The following is an 18,523-nucleotide window of genomic DNA, read 5'->3' as shown; positions in this document are numbered from 1 at the left end:
CAATGGCTAAATATATGACTAATGAATCAATATTTAACTTGCTTAACTATATATACGGGCGACTCCAAATGAAAGTTTCATATAAATGAATATTTTTTTATAATCTTTTGCGACTAAGCATAAAAAATGTTTTTCGTTTTGGGGGCTAAAAATGTATCTTACATTTAAGATACATGAATTCAGGGGCTGTGTACAAGAAAAACCATGTCGGCCCTGGTTGAACCGGCTACAGTAAAGCGTCTCCATCCGCAAATAAGCTGAGGCTGCCGCTTCCGACAGCCTCAGCCACATTTTTTCAATTGTTTTATCAAAAAGCCCCTGCCCCGCTGCCTCCGTCCGAACCCGAACTGCCTGCATCATGCGTCCCTCCGTTTGCCTGAGAGGCTGTGTGCTGCCAGCTGGAAAACGGATAATAAAGATACCCGGCTGCAGCCAGGCCAAGTACAGGGGAAGCGTGGGGGTCCAGCCTGTTGGCCGATATGTCGACCGATGCTCCAAATTGATCTTCAACTTCAAGTACAATCGCGTAAATCATGTTTTTTTCATATTCAAAACGGCTGCTTCCTCCAGGATGTTCACCCTTTTTCAGCCGATGTCTCCAAAAAAGAATCGATCTTCGATATATGGAAGCGCTTATGCTTTCCTTTAAAGACGGAATAAAGGCTATCAGCATGATCGAGAGCGTGATGCTCCCTCCGAAGTACATCATGGTGTACTTATTGTCGGTGAACAGAGATACGGTAAACAGCCCGATGAAGAACAAAATCGAATACAGTTTAAATTTGGCAAGAACAATACCGGCCGATAAGGCAAATCCGAATATGATGCACGCAGTCATAAAGCCGGCTTGGGGCGCTATATCCGTATAAAGGATATTGAGCAGGAGCCCCGTATGGACAAAAAGGAGGGAAAGCGAAATCATTTTGAGCCAGCGGTTCTCTTGGAAAAATTCTTTGTACACCGGATCCTGTTTTACGCTTTCCGTCCATTGTTGAACAACATTCTGAAGAATGATTCGTTTCCGTTCGTATTTTTCAAGATCTTTCTGTTGTCTGACTTCCTCTTCTGTCGGCCCGCTAAGCGAATCAAGCCTGAATGAATAGGTATCATTCCCGGTTTGTTCAAACAGCTTTTCGATTAGCAGCCGATCCGGTTTCGGCAGATCAAGCTTATGTCCTGAAAAATCGAATTGATAAGTCTCGTTCGGCGCTTTTTTATCGTGGAGAAACCTGTCCTCCGCCTTCACTTTTTTCATGGTGATGAGCCCCCGCTGATAAAGCGACAGCAAACCGGCCAGCAGATCGCGGTCCCTGAATACCCCCTTTTTATAAAGGAAGGCAACAAGAACCGGATCAAAAGTTTCAAGCTTTTCAATCGGCACCAGCTTTCTCCTTTTCTTTCCTGCCAGCGAAACAATCAGGGTGATAGCCAGTGCCAAACCGACGAGTCCCGCAGATATCCATAGCAGCCTGTCCGTGTTTTCCATTCGCTCATGATATTTGGTATAGCGCACAGCCTCGCTTTTTTCCTTCGCAAGCAGCTCATCTACAGGCTGAATAGACGGATGGCGGACCGCCTTGGAAAGAGCGTTTTGCGGGAAGTAAATTCTCAGCTCGGAGCTTGTCCCAGCCGGATAAAGCCCGCTTTTGTAAGTCACGGTCCGGCCTTGGATGTTTGCGATCTTCCCGTGTCCTTTTTCATGCAAAAACGCGTGGATATCGTGAGGAGGCTTGACCGAATTCGGAAGGTGCACCTGAATCGTCATGTGATGGAAGTCTTCATTTGTCTTTTCATAAAAAGAATGAAACAAAACGGCTGTATCTTCAAACTTTTGAGCTGCATCCTCAACGATATAATGGTACCGCACTTTTTTCGTTTCGTCTTTTGATGCCGTATACACCAGATACGCGCCATCTTTCCATTTGGTTTTTAACGGCCGCCCACCGCCCCGCTTTTCGGAAAGATACGCTTTAAAATCTTTGATGCTGCCGGCGGTCTTCCCGCTGAACGATCTTGTCGTTCCGTTAAAAGAACCCTTGAAATCGTATGTATACACCTCCTCGACATCCAAATCGCCATTTTCTTTCACCGTTGCTTGAATATCAACTTTATCAATTGAAAAGGATTTTTCCGCTTCGGAAAAACCCGAAACAAGAAAAAGGGCAATGAACATCAAAAAGAAAAACGAACGCTTCATCATTAAGTAAATCCTTTCATTTTTTTATCTCTGCCTTATATACGGAAAAGCAGGGAAATTGTTTCAGGTGTTCACAGAAATGACAGAGGACACCCAATCGATCGGTTTCCGCCTGCTACGGCTTTCCGCAAAGACCATAGAAAAAAATGTGAAGCATTTCTTCCGTAAAACGGCTGTTTTTCTCAAACGCCTCGCCCAGCTCTTTTGAATGCTGAATGATCATGTTCATGTACACGATAAAACTTTGCGCAGTAATGTTTGGGGAGATCTCACCCGACCGGTGACCGTCCTCAATCATTTGAAGCATGAGGGGAATGATTTTTTCGTCATACTGCTTCTGAATATAGTCCATCATTTCATTGTCTTCGATCATCAGCTCTCTGATCATCGCGAGCGTAAACTTTTCTTTATTGGCCTCTTTCTTTTGCAAAATGATGTGTTCGATCTTTTCCTTTACGGATATATCTTTTTTCATATAGTCCGCGAATTCATTGACGGCTTGGTCTATATAATCCTTGAAGACGTCCTCGAGCAGCGCCTCTTTGCTGCCAAAATAATTATAGATCGTCACTTGCGAAACATTGGCTTTTTTGGCTATATCCGTGATCCGGATTCTCCTCGGTTCCCACGTCTTCAACATCTCCAATGTCGCTTTCTTAATCTTTTCTTTAATTAATGAAGCCCTTTTTTCAAATCCGTTCATCCAACCATCCTTACCTCTGGAACTCTCATAATGAAATTATAACATAAAAAAATTTCATAATTTCCATTGACAGAAAAGTTCTTATGAACGTAAAATTTATTATGTAATTTATAATCAAAAATCTTTCATATTTTTCATTTGGAGGTTGTCACCATGCTGACAGTTCAAGGCTTGACCAAAACATTTCCGAACGGAAAAGGCATATTTGATGTATCATTTTCCATTCAAAAAGGAGAGGTTTTCGGATTTCTCGGTCCAAACGGGGCCGGAAAGTCCACAACGATACGCCATATCATGGGATTTATGAGGCCTGATCAAGGCGACATCACGATCAACGGAATGGATTCATTAAAAAACCAGGGTGAGATTCAGCGGCATATCGGCTACCTTCCCGGAGAAATCGCCTTTATCGAAGGAATGACAGGGAAATCGTTTCTAGATTTTATGGCTGACATGCAGGGGGCCAAAGATACCGCTAAGCGCAATCAACTGATCGACCGGCTGCAATTTGACGTTCATACCCCCATCAGAAAGATGTCAAAAGGGATGAAACAAAAGGTCGGGATTGTCGCCGCATTGATGCACAACCCTGAAGTGGTCATTCTTGATGAACCGACATCAGGGCTTGATCCGCTCATGCAAAAAGTGTTTATTGACATTGTGCTCGAAGAAAAAGCGAAAGGAACAACATTTTTAATGTCTTCCCACAGCTTTCCGGAAATTGAGAGAACCTGCGACAGGGCGGCGATTATTAAAGACGGCAGAATCATCGCTTTAAAAGATATTCACGAGCTCCAGACCATGCAGCGAAAAGTATTCGAAGTAACGTTTGAAAACGAGGCGGACAGCGCGGCTTTTATCAATTCCGGCCTGGAAATCGAATCACGGCAGGACAACCGAGTCAGGGTCGCCGTTTTAGGGAATCATGATCAATTGATAAAAGGGTGCGCAAAATATCGGATCCGCCATATCGATGTATCAACGCAAAGCCTTGAAGAAGTGTTTATGAACTACTATGACAGAGAGGGGACAGTACAATGAATCTTTCCCTGTACAAACAAATGATGAAAACAAATTTGAAAGGTATCATGAGCTATGCTGCGGGCTCGGCTTTTTACATCCTTTTGATACTGGGCATTTACCCAAGCATCGCAAAGAATACAGGAGATTTTGAAAGCATGATCAAATCAATGCCTGAAGGATTTTTAAACGCCTTTGGTTTTGAAAACGGGCTGGGCAGCCTTGAGGATTTTATGTCAGGGGAATATTACGGCTTAATCTTTATCATTATTTTATCCATCTTTTCTGTTATGCTATCGACAAAGCTCCTGGCAAAGCTGGTTGACCAGGGTGCAATGGCTTATATATTGTCAACGCCGACAACAAGGGTTAAAGTCGCCTTCACCCAAGCCGCCGTTTTAACAACAGGGTTGTTCATAATTATGGCTGTGACAACAATCGCCGGGCTTGCCGGATATGTATGGATGATCGGGGATGAATACGATTTTGATGTATCAAGGTTTCTTTTATTAAATCTGCTTGGCTTTTTGCTCTTCTTTGCGATCAGCGGGATCTCGTTTTTGATTTCAGCCGCTTCAAACGATGAAAAAAAAGCGCTCGGCCTATCTGGAATGATTGCATTTTTATTTTTCAGCCTCGACTTGATCGGAAAACTCAGCGACAAGACGGAGTGGCTGAGAAATTTCTCCATTTTTTCTTTGTTCAGACCGGGCGAAATCGTGGGAGGAAATGCCGACGTTTTGCAAACGGCGCTCATGCTTGCAGCCATCGGTTTGGCCGCCTTTGCCGCCGGGATAGCGGCCTTCAAACAACGCGATTTGCCGCTGTAATATAAAAAACCGCCGTTCCTTTTCAGGACGGCGGTTATTGTTTGTCTATTATTCAACGACCCGTCTAACGACTCCGCTGAAATGCGCTTTCCAATAAGGGTTGCTCATAGAATCGACGGATACTCCGCGTGAGCTGTTGTCATTTAGGAATTGTCCGTTTCCTAGATAGATTCCCACATGGCCGTTTGTTTTGTATGTGTCAAAGAAGACAAGGTCTCCGCGTTTCATTTCAGATGGGCTGACAGCGCGGCCTTTGCCGACAAGCGTGCTTGTCGTCGCACCGAATCCCAACTCTACGCCTGCTGATGCATATGCCCAGCGAACGAATGATGAGCAGTCAAAAAGGCGGTTGTTGATGTCAGATTGAGAGCGTCCGCCTCCCCATTTGTACGGAGATCTGCCGACGATGCTTGATCCTGTGCTGATCGCTGTTTCAATCGCGCTGCCGTTGTTGCTTACAGCAGATCCGGAAGAATAGTCCCGGGATGAGCTGCTTCCAGAGTTGCTGCTTGATGAAGCTTTGTGAGAAGATCCGCTTGATTTGTCTGCTGAGCTTGAATTATCAGATGAAGGTTCTGATTTTTTAGCTGTAGATGACTCTTCTTTTGCTTTTTCAGCTGCGGCAGCCTCTGCTTTTTCATCGGCAATTTTTTGCGCAAGAGCAGCTTCCTCTTTTGTAAGTGAGCCTGATTCTTTTTTCAAGTCGTTCAGTTCTGATTCCGCTTTGTTCTGTTTATCCTGCAGCTGTTTAGCAATGCTGTCCTGCTCTTTCAGCTGCTTGTCAAGATCCTTTTTAAGGGTTTTCAGATCGGCTAATGTTTTTTGGATTTCGTCCAGCTTCGTATTTAAATCAGCCATTGCTTTTTCAAGCTTGTTTTTATCTTTTTCCTGCTCTTCAAGAAGGTCTTTGTCTGCATCGACGATCGTTGAAACAGCGGTTGCCCGGGTGATGAAATCACCAAAGCTTTGCGCGCCGAGAAGGACGTTGATGTAGTTTTGTGATCCGCCGTTTTCCTGCAGGCTGCGCACACGTTTTTTAATAACTTTTGAACGCTCTTCAATTCTCTTTTCTGTTTCCTTGATTTCTTTCTTCAGAGCTTCCACTTCTTTTTTCATTTTTTTGTTTTCAGCTTGCTTGTCTTCAATTTTGTTGCTTGTTTCAAGCGCTTGTTTATCAAGCTCTTTCATCTTGTCTTCAAGCTTTTGCTGTTCCTTTTGCAGCTTTGCGATTTCCTGTCTTTTGCTGTCGATGCTTGAATTCACTTCAGAGCGTTTTTTCTCCACTTCCTGCTTTTGCTGTGATGCACTTTCCGCCGATGCAGTGTTGTTCAATAAAGGGGTGAATAGACCAGCAGTTCCGATAACCGATGCCAAACCAAAAGCGTAAACTTTTCTTTTCACTTTCTACTCCTCTTTCCTTTATGTATTTTTGTTTTTTATTATGTAAATTCGTTAAAATATTAAAATGTTAAAAAACCAATCTTCCATACTTATGACCTATGATAAAAATCTTCCAACTTATGTACAGACGTTATTATACCATCTAATTTCGACATTTGGTGCCAAGTTATATTACATTTATATTTCGTTTTTATTTCAAACCTGTCATGTTTTGACTGATCCTGTTAAATGAACGGCTTTCCGTTACCGGTCTGTTCAGTTGACCATACTGTGAATATTTCCTATGCTTGCTTTTACGAAGGGACACTCATTTTACGGGAAAGGAAGTCCGAAGACGATGCTTAATCTCAGCATTTTAGACCAGGTTCCGGTCTCAAAAGGATCAGACCCGCATACGGCGCTAAAGCAGTCAGCCGAACTGGCCCGATTGGCTGATGCATGGGGATACAAAAGATACTGGTTTGCCGAGCATCATAGCACAAGGGGGCTTGCAAGCACCGCTCCGGAAATTTTAATCGCCCATATTGCGGCAAAAACCGCGAACATCCGCGTCGGTTCCGGCGGCGTCCTGCTGCCGCAGTACAGCCCATTTAAAGTGGCTGAAACGTTCCGGCAGCTGGAGTCGCTTTATCCCGGCCGGATCGACCTCGGTTTGGGCCGATCGCCCGGCGGCACCGCAAAAACCCGTCTGGCGCTGACAGACGGGGTAAATAGGAGCTTGCGGGATTTCCCGAGACAGCTTCAGGATGTAATGTACTACCTGACCGACGCCATCCCGGCGGATCATGACTATGCCGGAATCAAGGCCGCTCCCATTACGCCTTCTTCACCTGGTCCATGGCTGTTGGGGCTTGGGGAAAACAGCGCCGAACTGGCGGCAGGCACCGGATCCGGATATGTATTCGGTCATTTTATCAACCCTGAAAGAGGGGAAAATGCCTTCAGAACCTATCACGAACGTTTTCAGCCCTCCCCTTTCTTTGACAGGCCCCATTCTCTGGCCGCCGTTTTTGTCGTCTGCGCCGAAACCGATGAAAAAGCGGAAGAGCTCAGTTTAAGCCAGGATCTTTGGCTGCTTCGGGTGGAGAAAGGACTGGACAGCCGCGTTCCCAGTATTGAAGAGGCCAAATCAGCCGTTTATACGGATGCCGATAAAGCCAAACTGCGCAAAAACCGCTCCCGCATGGTCATCGGCTCGCCGCAAACGGTCAAACAAAAGCTGCTTGAGCTGTCTGAGCGCTACAAAACAGAAGAAATCATGGTCTTGACGAATGTTTACAGTTTTGAAGATAAAAAGCGGTCCTTTGAAAGACTCGCGGACTTGTTTTTATCATAAGCAAACATCCCTTTTCAGATGGCGCCCGCCTTGTCTGGAAAGGGATGTTTTAATTAAAACGTATTATACACATTTTGACATTCTTCTGCTCTCGGTTCGTAAAAACAATGCGACTTGTAGCGCCCGACATGCGGCTGGTTATACCACTGCGCCGGACATGCCCCCGCCGGCCTGAAATACCATAAACTAAATTTGGCCGGCCAATACCGCTCCCCGTTCACAGACCTGCGGGCCAAGCGCTTTTCTTTTTCCCTTGCCCTCTGATAAAAATATCCGTGTATTACAGCTTCAAAGGCATGCGGCTGATGAATCATCTGCGGAATGGTGCGCAGTCCAACAAAATCCGAACAATTTGCTCTGATGCGGTTGATTCCGACATTTCCGACAAGCAGCATTCCTCTTACACCTTCACCTTCGGCTTCCGCTCTCAACAGCCTTGCCAAAAGAGCAATGTCCTTGGATGAAGCCTGAACTACCGACATGTTGCCACCCCCATTTTGCTATCATCTTTATCATATTCTTTTTCATGTTGGTGATGACCATTAAATCGCCTTTCACAGGTTATCTTTGACATTCTGCGTGGAATCGGGATATTCTTCTATTAATCAGAATTGTAAAAAAATGAAACCGGGGTGGTGCAAATGTCAGCAATCGTGAGCCCGGAATGGGTTTCACAGCGATTGACGGAAGATCCGGACCGGACGGTCATCGTCGATGTCAGATTTCACTTAACAAAACCTGAAGAAGGCCGTGAAGCCTATTTAAAAGGGCATCTTCCGGGAGCCGTTTATATTGATTTGGAGCAGGATTTATCGGGAGATGCAGGAAAACACGGAGGAAGGCATCCCCTGCCTGCGCCTGAACACATGTCAAAAAAGCTTGGCGCGGTCGGCATCGATCACCGCACGACGGTTGTCGTATATGATGCTCACGGCGGCATGTTTGCCGCACGCTTTTGGTGGCAGCTCCGCTATCTCGGCCATGACAGTGTGTATGTGCTGGACGGCGGCTTGACGAACTGGGTCAAAAAAGGGTATGACCTCACATCCGACATTCCGCGGCCTGTTCCGCGTGAATTTGTTCCAAAGCTTCAAAAGGAAGAACTCCTTGACGCAAAACAAGTAAAAGACCGAATCGGCCGCACAGGTTCCGTCTTGATTGATGCGCGCGAAAGGGCAAGATACGCGGGGGAAACCGAACCTCTTGATCATAAGGCCGGGCACATTCCAGGCGCCAAAAATTATTTTTGGAAAGGCAATTTTCGTGAAGACGGCAAATGGAAGAATCCAGAAGAACTGAAAGAGCACTACGTCCTATTAGATCGGGACAGCGAAATCATCGTCTACTGCGGGTCAGGTGTATCCGCCTGTCCAAATGTGCTGGGTTTAAAAGAAGCGGGATTTCAGCGTGTCAAGCTGTATGCCGGAAGCTGGAGCGACTGGATCAGCTACACGGAGAACCCTGTTGCGACCGGGGAAGAGTAAAGATGAAAAGCCTGCGCTTCACGCGGGCTTTTTGTGTGAAGACGTGACACCGGATCATTCGTACATTATAGCGGGATTAAAATTGACTGCCTTGCCGCATGCCTGATCAGGGACGCCGGCAGGCCTCATCAGGCGATGAAACGTCAGTCCCAGCAAGTGCGCTGTTTTGAGATCATGATATCTGTATCGGTTCACGTTGTGATTTTAGCGATGATGGGACAGGTTTACATCCGGAAAACGGCAGCTGATCGAAAAAACCGCTGAAAGCCGCCGCCATGGCAGAAAGATGACTTTATCATGTTCTTCTCCTGAAAACCGTCCCTTTATGCGCATCGATAAAAGCGGGACAGACCGGACGGTAGACAAGCCTGTACGCGTCATTTTCATCCCGTTTGCAGTCCTTTTGCCATTGCAGCTTCAAATCAAAGGCGGAAGCAAATATGGCATTCGCTTGCTCGGCGGATATGTCAGGCGACGGGTTCAATGTTTCCAGCGATTCCGGGTCAATATCGGGAGCCTGGAAGCCGACAACCCGGCCGTTTGTCCGGTTGATGCTGATATTTGCAATACCAAGCCTTAACGGCACCCCTTCATATGCAAGGTTGAACTGAAAAAAAGCGATTTGCTTTTCCTCAGTGTTGTCCAAAGGGTACATCCGGAAAAATCGATCCGCCCGTGGGTATAAACGGAAAAGAAACTGTATGGCCCGTTTGAGGCACGCTTCCTCCGGCCAGACTGCAGGCCCTGTTTCTTTTATAAAGGATGCCACACCCCGAAGCTTACCCGTCTTTTTAACCGTGATGACTTTGAGCGTGTTTTGGCTGCGCTTTGCAATATAACCGGCTAAATCGTTCCCGGCCGGTTCAGGTTCTTCTCCTTTCCGCCAAACCGTCCCAATGGAAGTCCCGAAATCTGTTTCGCGGATTTTCCTGAATAAAGAAGGATCGAAGCCGATCATGTCGTTGATATCCATAGTTTCATTGCGCTCTGGCTCCGTCAATAAAGGAAGCGGGATGGTTTCTTCGTCATCTTCGTACACCTCGGCTTTTGCGAGATCACATTCCTCTGACAGATCAGCGGGATAGCTGTACTTCGGCAAAACCGCTTCATAAACGAGGTGAGGCTGATCATCTCCCCCTTCATACATGCCATGATGAATATGTTCAATGACAAGGTTGAGTTCGATGCTGTCAAGGTAACGCGAGATCACAGATTCCTTATCAACCATTTGTGTTGGAAGGGCATACGAGCTTGTTCCGCCGTCATAGCGAAATTCGATTACTTCTCCGCTTTTTCCGATCGTCACGGAAAATCCCGTTTGCGGAAGCGGAAGATCGAGAACGGTCTGGGCATATGTATACTGAACAGCGTGTTCCTTGACCTTCTTCCCCTGAAAAACAAACTCTTTGACCGCATCAGGGTAATGGTATTCGACAAATTGAAAAGCCTTTTGCTGCAGCACTTCTTCCGGAAGCGTTTGTTTTTCAAAGGGAAAGTTTTCTTTTGTCAGGCTGATTAATCGTCCATCATGATCCAATTCCACCGCAATGTCTCTTTCTTGATGTTCGGCATCAGCCCAAACATAAAGCGCCCGGCCTTGTTGTTCATTCCTGCACTCTTCGATCATGAGTCTATAATGGCTGGGAATCGAACCGATGCGATGAGCTTTTTGCTTTAACTGTTCACTGTTCAAATCCATTTCTCCCTTTCTTTTTTTTAGTTTATACGGAATAGTCTTTTAATAGTTTCATAAAATTGAGATAATTTGGATTTGATTGGTGAACAGTATTCTGGATTACGCCAGTCTGATGCTGTAAAATCTCATCGCCTTGGGAACGCCTTTTATTTCAAAAACGCCTTTATAAATCAGCTCTCGGATGCGGTATTCAATGAACTCATCGCCAATGTATTCATTCAAATGGCCGAGAACCTCGCCAACGACCCGCGGACAAACGATGAAATCCTTTTGTGAACGGTTTTTTTGAAGCTCCCTCGTTTTATCAATAATAAGCGGATCAAAAAAGCTTTCTTCTACGCTCTTTATCTTTTCGTTTTTCCATATTCTCAGCACATGTTTTCGCTTTGAAAGCTCCTCCCATTCCATGGCGAGACAACGTTTTTCTTCAGAAGTCAGCGGAAATGGGGAGTCTCCTTTTTCATACACGGTTTCTAGCTTTTCAGGAACGATTTCTCCTGTGTGCAGATAAACCGGTGAAACCTTTGATGTATTGATGTGGAACATAGCGTTTGGCCTGTTTTGCAGTAATTTGTGGACGAACCTGAGACCCGTTTGTTCATGTGCATTGTTGGCCGTCCAGATGACGATGGAGGCATGTTCCGGAATGCTGTCCAATTGGTGTATTTCCGCTTCAAAACGATTGTATTGGTCCTCCAGTTCGGCAAAATAATCGTTGATATGCTCTTTCATCCATTCATAACGCTTTAGCCGGCCCTTTTCCGTCTCCAGTTGAAAAAGCGGTCCGATTGAAAATATGCCGGGGAATGCAATCACGCCTTCTTGGCCATCCCTCCCTGCAGCTTTTAGCACCATCTTCAAGCTGCCGGCGGCGGATAGGCCGAAAACAATGTGAACGACCTGATTCGACCGCTTTTTGTGCAGCTGTTCCCGCATTTTCTGGAATTCATCAAATATATCGATCATTTGTTCATAAAACCCGTCTTTTGAACCGTCGTCATTCCGATGCATGTTAACCGTCAGCAGCATGTTCAGCAAAATGCTTTTCGCTTCCCGTTCCGTCAAATTGCTAATGATTTTCTTTAACTCTTGTTCCATATCAAAATCTCTCCCATCAAGCCGTTTCGTTTGGATTATTCTCTCATTTTCCATTGGGAAATAAAAGCCTGACGGGAGAGAAAGCGGCCCTTACTCCAGCTGGGATGGATACAGCGTCATACCGCCGTCAACAAAAAGCGTCGTCCCGGTGACATAAGCAGCCTCCTCTGAAACGATCCAGGCCGCCGCTGCTGCCACTTCTTCAGGTTTTCCAAAAGCCTTCATCGGAATCTTCTTCAGCTGGGCTGCTTTATGGCTCCCTTCGAGATCATCATTGCTTTCAGTCGCAATCGTTCCCGGAGCGATCGCATTCACGCGGATCCCCTTATCGGCATAGTTGATGGCAAGAGTTTCCGTCAACTGCTTCATTCCCCCTTTAGAAGCCGAGTATTGAATATTTCCCGGCCGCGGAATTTGCTGGTGGACGCTGGATATATTGAGAACACTTCCCTTTATATCGTGGTCAAGCATGTATGCTATCGCTTCTCTTGAACCGAGAAATGCACCTGTTAAATTGACATCGATCACTCTTTGCCACTCATCAAGGCTAAGCTCGTGGGGAAACGCATTTTTACCATTAAAGCCTGAATTATTCACCATGATGTCAATCGTGCCGAAGTGTTGAACGGCAGCGTTAAGAAGCGCCTTTACCCCCTCTTCCTCTGAGACATCCGCTCCGACTGCATAAGCGTTTCCTCCGCTTTTTTTAATATGTTCAACGGCTTCAATTGCGCCGGCGGGATCGCTGTGGTAGTTAATAATGACATTCATTTTTTCTTTGCCAAACCGGTCTGCTATCGCTCTTCCTATTCCCTTCGAGGAGCCTGTGACGATTGCCGTCTTCCCTTTTAAACCATTGTACATCGTAAGCCCTCCTTCTATGTCTTGCGTTTCATATTGTTGCATTACCCGCAGCGGCCATTTTTTAAAACCGAGACATCATATAGATCTTTAGGATGATCTTTCTTTACATTATGGAAAATTCAGAATTATTTTGCTAATATCTAACTGTACCGACAACAAAATAAGGAAGTGATAGGATGAAAAAAAGTGTGACACGCGTATTAATGGCCGGTCTTATTGGAATATCTATTTATTCTATGGGCATCGACTCCGCTCAAGCTGCATCATCGCCGCATACTCCTGTCTCTAGCGATCCTTCATACAAGCCCGACTCATCCGCAAGCTATGATCCTGCTATTAAAACCAACAAAAACGGCGCCTATTCAAAAGCATTTGAAGGTACAGGAAAACTAGACGCTCCCCTTTATCAGGAAAAAAGCAAACCAACCAAAAAGTCCCCTGCCGGACCACGTTACAGCCCCAAATCCGTGATTGGTTCTGATGAACGGACGAGAGTGACAAACACTACCGCATATCCATACAGAGCGATCGTGCATATTTCAAGCAGCATCGGGTCTTGCACCGGCTGGCTGATCGGTCCGAAAACGGTGGCAACGGCCGGACACTGCATTTATGACACAGCGAGCGGGTCATTCGCCGGAACCGCTACCGTTTCTCCGGGACGGAACGGTTCAACATATCCGTACGGATCAGTTACATCAACCCGCTATTTCATCCCGTCAGGCTATCGAAGCGGAAATTCGAATTACGACTACGGAGCCATAGAGCTCAGCCAGCCGATCGGCAACACCGTCGGGTATTTCGGATATTCCTACACCACCTCGTCTCTCGTTGGGACAAGCGTTACCATCAGCGGATATCCAGGCGACAAAACATCGGGCACCCAATGGCAGATGTCCGGAAATATCGCCGTCTCAGAAACATATAAACTGCAATATGCGATCGACACATACGGAGGGCAGAGCGGCTCTCCCGTATATGAGGCAAGCAGCTCCAGAACGAATTGCAGCGGCCCATGTTCGCTGGCCGTTCATACGAATGGGGTGTACGGAGGATCTTCATACAACAGAGGCACCCGGATTACAAAAGAAGTATTCGATAATTTGACAAACTGGAAAAACAGCGCCCAATAGTCTTCGATACCAAACGGTCCGTTCCATGTGGAAACGGGCCGTTTCATTGTTTAAAAGTGTAAAAGAATCATGTTTTGTAAACGTTTCATTTTGTATAATGGGTGGTAAAGGATGTGATCATAAATGATTTCCGCACAAGTAAAATCCAGATTAATTGATATTGTCGGTCCGGAAAACTATGATGATTCAAATGCCGGACGACTTGTCTATTCCTATGATGCAACTCCGCAATTTCAATCAATGCCGGATGCCGTTGTCGCACCGCGCAGCACAAAGGAAGTGTCGCGCATCCTGAAGCTTTGCAACACCCATCGCATTCCGGTTGTCCCGCGGGGTTCCGGAACCAATCTTTGTGCAGGCACATGCCCCACCGAAGGCGGTATTGTCCTCTTGTTCAAGCATATGAACCAGATCCTCGAAATCGATGAAGAGAATCTGACCATGACCGTTCAGCCCGGTGTGATTACTCTTGATGTCATTCGCGCCGCAGAAGAGAAAGGATTGTTATATCCCCCTGATCCCAGTTCGATGAAAATATCGACCATCGGCGGAAACCTCAATGAAAACTCAGGGGGGCTGCGCGGTCTGAAATACGGTGTGACCCGCGACTATGTAATGGCACTGGAGATTGTGCTGGCTAACGGCGACATCATCCGCACCGGCGGAAAGCTCGCAAAAGACGTTGCCGGCTATGATCTGACACGCCTGTTTGTCGGCTCTGAAGGGACCTTGGGCGTCATCACCGAAGCGACTCTTAAATTAATTCCGGCTCCTGAAACAAAGAAAACCGTCCTTGCCCTCTATCAAGATATCGATTCCGCAGCAAAATCAGTCTCAAACATCATCGCCCGAAAAATCATTCCGACAACACTTGAATTTCTGGATCAGCCCACGCTTCAGGTCATTGAAGACTATGCAAAGATCGGCCTTCCGGTTCACGCCAAAGCCGTCCTTCTGATTGAACAGGATGGCTCAGAAGAAGCAGTCAACCGGGATATCCGCATCATTGAAGACATTTGCAAAAAAGGGAATGCCGTGTCCGTCCAAACAGCGCAGACGGAAGCCGAAGCTGAAGATCTGCGCAACGCCCGCCGCGCCGCGCTTTCCGCATTGGCCCGCCTTAAGCCGACCACCATCCTGGAGGATGCGACAGTCCCGCGTTCGGCCATTGCCGACATGGTAAAAGCAATCAACAGGATCGCCGAAAAATATCAACTCACCATTTGTACGTTCGGCCATGCGGGAGACGGAAATCTTCACCCGACATGTACGACCGATGTACGGAACAGTGAAGAGATGGAACGGGTGGAACAGGCATTTGCCGACATTTTTAAAAAAGCAGTCGAACTGGGCGGCACGATTACCGGGGAACACGGAGTCGGCGAAATGAAAGCACCTTACCTGGAGCTTAAGCTCGGCGAGGCCGGAGTGGCGGCAATGAGAGCGGTGAAGCAAGCTTTTGATCCGAACAACATTATGAATCCGGGCAAGGTTTTCGCAAAAGACTCCCGCAAACGGGTGGTGATGACAAGATGACGACAGCAAAAGAAAAAAGCGCCATCCAAGAGCGGTTTAAAGAGCGGATGGATGAAGAAGAACTGCTCAATTGCATGCGCTGCGGATTCTGTCTGCCATCCTGCCCGACTTACATAGAATCAGGCTTTCAGGAAAGCCATTCTCCCCGCGGACGCATCGCCTTAATGAAAGCCGTCGTCGATGGAGTGATTGAACCAGACGAAGATGTCGAACGTTCCCTTGAGCTTTGCCTCGGCTGCAGGGCATGTGAACCCGTCTGCCCCTCAGGCGTCAATTACGGGCGCCTATTGGAAGAGGCGAGAGACATCATTCAGCAAAATAAAAAACACCCTGTTCCGGTCAGGATGCTGCGCAGCGCTGTATTCAAAGGGCTTTTTCCTCATCAAAACCGCGTTCGGGCGCTGACCGGGATGCTTGGCATCTATCAGCGTTCAGGTTTGCAAAGAGCGGTTCGAAAATCGGGAATCCTGCGGATGCTGCCCGATCACCTCGCAAAAATGGAAAGCGTTTTGCCCAAAGTGCCGGATCTGAAGCGCCTGAAAAACCGCCCGAACCGCCTTCCGCCGATCGGCCGGCGCAAAAAACGGGCCGCTTTTTTCTCGGGATGCCTGATGGATACCTTGTTTTTAGACACAAACATGGCCACCATTAAGCTCCTCCAGCTGTCAGGATGTGAGATCATCATTCCCGAGACGCAGGCCTGCTGCGGCGCCCTGCACGGGCACAGCGGAGAGAAAGAGCTGGCCGTCCAATTGGCCAAACGAAACATTCAGGCATTTGAGAATGCAGACGCAGACTATATCGTGACAAACGCGGGTGGATGTGGGGCATTTTTAAAAGAATACGGCCACCTCCTCAAAGATGACCCGGATTGGCGGGAACGGGCCAAATCTTTCACAGCAAAGCTGAGAGATTTTTCCTCCGTCCTTCTTGAGCTTGATTTTGAACAAAAATCGCTAGAGCTTCCGCGGCAGATCGTGACATATCAAGACTCATGCCATTTGCGGAATGTGATGAAAACAGCGGCCGAACCAAGGCGGCTGCTCCGCAGCATCAAAGGCATCGAATTCAAAGAAATGAAACATGCAGACAGCTGCTGCGGATCTGCCGGGATTTACAATATTGTCGAATCTGACATGTCGATGAAAATTCTCGACTCTAAAATGGAAGCTGCAAAGGCAACCGAGGCGGCAACGATCGTCACCGCAAACCCGGGCTGTTTGCTGCAAATGCAGCTTGGGATTGAACGGGCCGGCCTTGCAAACCAAGTCAGAGCCGTCCACCTCGCCGACCTATTATTAGAGGCTATGACAGAGACGAATTAACATTGTCGCTGCCCGTGTATATTTCTCGGGAAATAAATCGAAACATGTCTTTGCCGCTATTTCCGGACAGCTGGAAACTCACCGTTTGGCTGAATAAACCGCAGGCCTTTCACCTGTCCGGAATCCCCGGCTTCAAACCGCACGCTGAATCCCTGAAGATTCTTGATGAGAAATGTCATCTCACGGTATGGGACAAGCTCATAATCAGGCTGCTCCGGCAATGACAACCAAAGCGTCCGGTTTCCTCTGAGAGAAACGTCTGCCTCAGTCCCGTCCTCCAACACATATTTCCCAGTCAGCAAAGCAAGAAATTCAGGATCGTATAATTGCTGATCAGGCTTTCTGACAAATTCGATTTCCTTTGCTCCCACCGCCATTTCAAACGGTACGGAGAAGCGGCTGATATGCCCCTGCGAATCCGCGGTGAATGATGTCAGCATTGTCGCCCCGGTAAGCGCCAATTCCATCTCAAAAGTATCGTAATGGTAATGTTTTAAAGGCATGGCAAACGAATTGAATGTCGCCTGCAATGCGCCGTCAGCGAGCTCAATTTTCAGTTCACCGTAGCCCGGATGTTCATATACCCCTGAATAATCATCTAACGCATGGGAAGGATGTGTTCCTTCAATTTTGCTTACATCTGCGTTCCGGTCCACTCCTAAGGCGGCTTTCATAATTTTTTCAGCTTTCCCTTTCAATCTGCCGCTCCAGTCGATTTCATCGAGTCCAAGCAATCGGTCAAAGATATTGTAGGTCAGAACATTTGGCAGAAAACTGCCATTCATATTGGTTAAGATGACAACTCCGATTTTTTCGTAGGGCATGAAAGATACAAGTGATGAAAAACCATCGATATTTCCCCCGTGATGAATCATGTGATGCCCCCGGTAAGGCTCGATCATCCAGCCGAGGCCGTAGCTGCAAACCGGCAGTTCCTTCGCTTTGAACAATGAATCACAGGAAATGCATGGCGTATGCAGCTCATTGAGGCTGCTCTCGGATAAAATCCCGGCGAACTTGCTGCTGCCAAGCTGAAGCTTCACCCAATTGGCCATATCCACGACATTGGAATTGATCGAACCCGCAGGTCCAACGGCATCAATATTGCGAAAAGGAATTTGTTCAACAGCTCCGTTTTTCTCCTGATATGGCATGGCATAGTCGGAAAGCTTTTGCATGTCTTCCACCGAAAAATTGCTGGACTTCATATGTAAAGGCTTGAACAGCCGCTCTTGAATAAACTCTTCCCATGTCGTTCCGGCGACTCTCCCAGTAAGATAACCGGCTGTCATGTACATGAGATTCTGATATTGCCATTTCGCCCGAAAATCCTCATTCGGCTCCAAATAGCGAAGACGGCGAAGCAGCTCTTCCCTTGAAAAAGGAGAATTGTACCACATCATGTCATGTCTCGGCAGACCTGAGCGGTGGCATGCCAAATCCCGCGGAGTCAGCCGTTCGGTCGCAACCTGATCGTACAGCTTAAATTCCGGCAGATACTCCCCGACAGGCTGATCCCACTCCATTTTTCCTTCATCGGCCAAAAGCGCCATCCCGGCGGTCGTAAATGCCTTTGTCGCCGACCCGATCGCAAATACCGTCTCAGGGTTCACTTTGCATTTCCGTTCTTTGTCCTTAAACCCAAAGCCTTCTGCCATAATGACTTCATCTTCGGCTACCACTGCGATCGCCGCACCGGGCACTTTCCACTCGTTCATTTGTTGCAAAACAAAATCGCGAAAGCCTTTCCATTCTGTTTTAGGGTTTTTCATCGATTTTTTCCTCTCTTTCCAGGAATCTTGTACCTTACTGTCTGTCCTATAGGTGATACGTCTGATCAGCCAAATGGTTTCAATTTCCTGTACTCGGAATATTTTCGTATATTTTTTCAAGGATTTCA

General features: G+C 47.0%; 15 protein-coding genes. 7 read left to right on the top strand and 8 right to left on the bottom strand.

The features are described from left to right. Positions 1–307: 307 nt before the first annotated feature. Positions 308–2,200: a DUF2207 domain-containing protein gene (locus R5H20_RS02020; protein ID WP_254726479.1), complete on the bottom strand. Its 1,893-nt coding sequence runs from the start codon at positions 2,198–2,200 to the stop codon at positions 308–310. 112 nt (positions 2,201–2,312) lie between these two features. Next, a complete protein-coding gene (locus R5H20_RS02015; protein WP_006640120.1) occupies positions 2,313–2,900 on the bottom strand; it encodes a TetR/AcrR family transcriptional regulator in 588 nt (195 codons plus the stop codon). A 153-nt stretch (positions 2,901–3,053) separates the two neighbouring features. Here R5H20_RS02015 and R5H20_RS02010 point away from each other — a divergent pair, with 153 nt between their 5' ends. Next, positions 3,054–3,941, top strand: coding sequence for an ABC transporter ATP-binding protein (locus R5H20_RS02010; protein ID WP_006640119.1), 888 nt, complete (start codon positions 3,054–3,056; stop codon positions 3,939–3,941). Continuing rightward, positions 3,938–4,750 (top strand): ABC transporter permease subunit, encoded by an 813-nt coding sequence (locus tag R5H20_RS02005; protein ID WP_006640118.1) that lies wholly within the window; start codon positions 3,938–3,940, stop codon positions 4,748–4,750. Before R5H20_RS02010 ends, R5H20_RS02005 begins: the two co-directional genes overlap by 4 nt. A 48-nt stretch (positions 4,751–4,798) precedes the next feature. Here the strand turns inward: R5H20_RS02005 and R5H20_RS02000 are convergent, their stop codons facing one another. Then, positions 4,799–6,151, bottom strand: coding sequence for a C40 family peptidase (locus tag R5H20_RS02000; protein WP_006640117.1), 1,353 nt, complete (start codon positions 6,149–6,151; stop codon positions 4,799–4,801). Positions 6,152–6,488: 337 nt separating this feature from the next. Between R5H20_RS02000 and R5H20_RS01995 the strand changes: the two genes are divergently transcribed. After that, entirely contained in the window at positions 6,489–7,487 is a 999-nt protein-coding gene (locus R5H20_RS01995; RefSeq protein WP_006640116.1) for an LLM class flavin-dependent oxidoreductase, read from the top strand. Between the two features lie 53 nt (positions 7,488–7,540). Here the strand turns inward: R5H20_RS01995 and R5H20_RS01990 are convergent, their stop codons facing one another. Then, complete coding sequence (locus R5H20_RS01990) at positions 7,541–7,969, bottom strand: cell wall hydrolase (protein ID WP_006640115.1); 429 nt, start codon at positions 7,967–7,969, stop codon at positions 7,541–7,543. 159 nt (positions 7,970–8,128) lie between these two features. Here R5H20_RS01990 and R5H20_RS01985 point away from each other — a divergent pair, with 159 nt between their 5' ends. Beyond that, a complete protein-coding gene (locus R5H20_RS01985) occupies positions 8,129–8,971 on the top strand; it encodes a sulfurtransferase (RefSeq protein ID WP_006640114.1) in 843 nt (280 codons plus the stop codon). A gap of 295 nt (positions 8,972–9,266) precedes the next feature. Here the strand turns inward: R5H20_RS01985 and R5H20_RS01980 are convergent, their stop codons facing one another. The 3 genes from R5H20_RS01980 to R5H20_RS01970 form a co-directional block, all read right to left on the bottom strand. Continuing rightward, entirely contained in the window at positions 9,267–10,670 is a 1,404-nt protein-coding gene (locus tag R5H20_RS01980) for a YcdB/YcdC domain-containing protein (protein ID WP_006640113.1), read from the bottom strand. Positions 10,671–10,766: 96 nt separating this feature from the next. Next, a complete protein-coding gene (locus R5H20_RS01975; protein WP_006640112.1) occupies positions 10,767–11,765 on the bottom strand; it encodes a DUF1835 domain-containing protein in 999 nt (332 codons plus the stop codon). Positions 11,766–11,855: 90 nt separating this feature from the next. Next, positions 11,856–12,629, bottom strand: a complete 774-nt coding sequence (locus tag R5H20_RS01970; RefSeq protein ID WP_006640111.1) for a glucose 1-dehydrogenase — start codon at positions 12,627–12,629, stop codon at positions 11,856–11,858. A gap of 176 nt (positions 12,630–12,805) precedes the next feature. Here R5H20_RS01970 and R5H20_RS01965 point away from each other — a divergent pair, with 176 nt between their 5' ends. The 3 genes from R5H20_RS01965 (at position 12,806) to R5H20_RS01955 (ending at position 16,623) form a co-directional block, all read left to right on the top strand. After that, on the top strand, positions 12,806–13,762 hold the full coding sequence (locus R5H20_RS01965) for a trypsin-like serine peptidase (protein WP_006640110.1): 957 nt from the start codon (positions 12,806–12,808) through the stop codon (positions 13,760–13,762). 123 nt (positions 13,763–13,885) lie between these two features. After that, on the top strand, positions 13,886–15,298 hold the full coding sequence (gene glcD / locus R5H20_RS01960) for a glycolate oxidase subunit GlcD (RefSeq protein ID WP_006640109.1): 1,413 nt from the start codon (positions 13,886–13,888) through the stop codon (positions 15,296–15,298). Then, positions 15,295–16,623 (top strand): (Fe-S)-binding protein, encoded by a 1,329-nt coding sequence (locus R5H20_RS01955; RefSeq protein WP_006640108.1) that lies wholly within the window; start codon positions 15,295–15,297, stop codon positions 16,621–16,623. The genes glcD and R5H20_RS01955 overlap by 4 nt, the downstream gene beginning before the upstream one ends. Before the next feature lie 56 nt (positions 16,624–16,679). On the opposite strand, the gene R5H20_RS01950 is transcribed toward R5H20_RS01955, so the two are convergent. Further along, positions 16,680–18,395: a serine hydrolase gene (locus tag R5H20_RS01950; RefSeq protein WP_006640107.1), complete on the bottom strand. Its 1,716-nt coding sequence runs from the start codon at positions 18,393–18,395 to the stop codon at positions 16,680–16,682. Between the last annotated feature and the right edge of the window lie 128 nt (positions 18,396–18,523).

Origin of the sequence: Bacillus sp. KICET-3, assembly GCF_033261025.1 — a bacterium.
GTDB lineage: Bacteria > Bacillota > Bacilli > Bacillales > Bacillaceae > Bacillus > Bacillus sonorensis.
The sequence above is the reverse complement of the archived record's forward strand: the minus strand, read 5'-3'. Positions and strand labels throughout refer to the sequence as shown.

Coding starts and splice junctions, on each gene's coding strand:
- R5H20_RS02020 (WP_254726479.1), bottom strand. CDS start 2,200: ATGATGAAGCGTTCGTTTTTCTTTTTGATGTTCATTGCCCTTTTTCTT.
- R5H20_RS01980 (WP_006640113.1), bottom strand. CDS start 10,670: ATGGATTTGAACAGTGAACAGTTAAAGCAAAAAGCTCATCGCATCGGT.
- R5H20_RS01985 (WP_006640114.1), top strand. CDS start 8,129: ATGTCAGCAATCGTGAGCCCGGAATGGGTTTCACAGCGATTGACGGAA.
- R5H20_RS01970 (WP_006640111.1), bottom strand. CDS start 12,629: ATGTACAATGGTTTAAAAGGGAAGACGGCAATCGTCACAGGCTCCTCG.
- R5H20_RS01965 (WP_006640110.1), top strand. CDS start 12,806: ATGAAAAAAAGTGTGACACGCGTATTAATGGCCGGTCTTATTGGAATA.
- R5H20_RS01995 (WP_006640116.1), top strand. CDS start 6,489: ATGCTTAATCTCAGCATTTTAGACCAGGTTCCGGTCTCAAAAGGATCA.
- glcD (WP_006640109.1), top strand. CDS start 13,886: ATGATTTCCGCACAAGTAAAATCCAGATTAATTGATATTGTCGGTCCG.
- R5H20_RS01950 (WP_006640107.1), bottom strand. CDS start 18,395: ATGAAAAACCCTAAAACAGAATGGAAAGGCTTTCGCGATTTTGTTTTG.
- R5H20_RS02010 (WP_006640119.1), top strand. CDS start 3,054: ATGCTGACAGTTCAAGGCTTGACCAAAACATTTCCGAACGGAAAAGGC.
- R5H20_RS02015 (WP_006640120.1), bottom strand. CDS start 2,900: ATGAACGGATTTGAAAAAAGGGCTTCATTAATTAAAGAAAAGATTAAG.
- R5H20_RS01990 (WP_006640115.1), bottom strand. CDS start 7,969: ATGTCGGTAGTTCAGGCTTCATCCAAGGACATTGCTCTTTTGGCAAGG.
- R5H20_RS02005 (WP_006640118.1), top strand. CDS start 3,938: ATGAATCTTTCCCTGTACAAACAAATGATGAAAACAAATTTGAAAGGT.
- R5H20_RS01975 (WP_006640112.1), bottom strand. CDS start 11,765: ATGGAACAAGAGTTAAAGAAAATCATTAGCAATTTGACGGAACGGGAA.
- R5H20_RS01955 (WP_006640108.1), top strand. CDS start 15,295: ATGACGACAGCAAAAGAAAAAAGCGCCATCCAAGAGCGGTTTAAAGAG.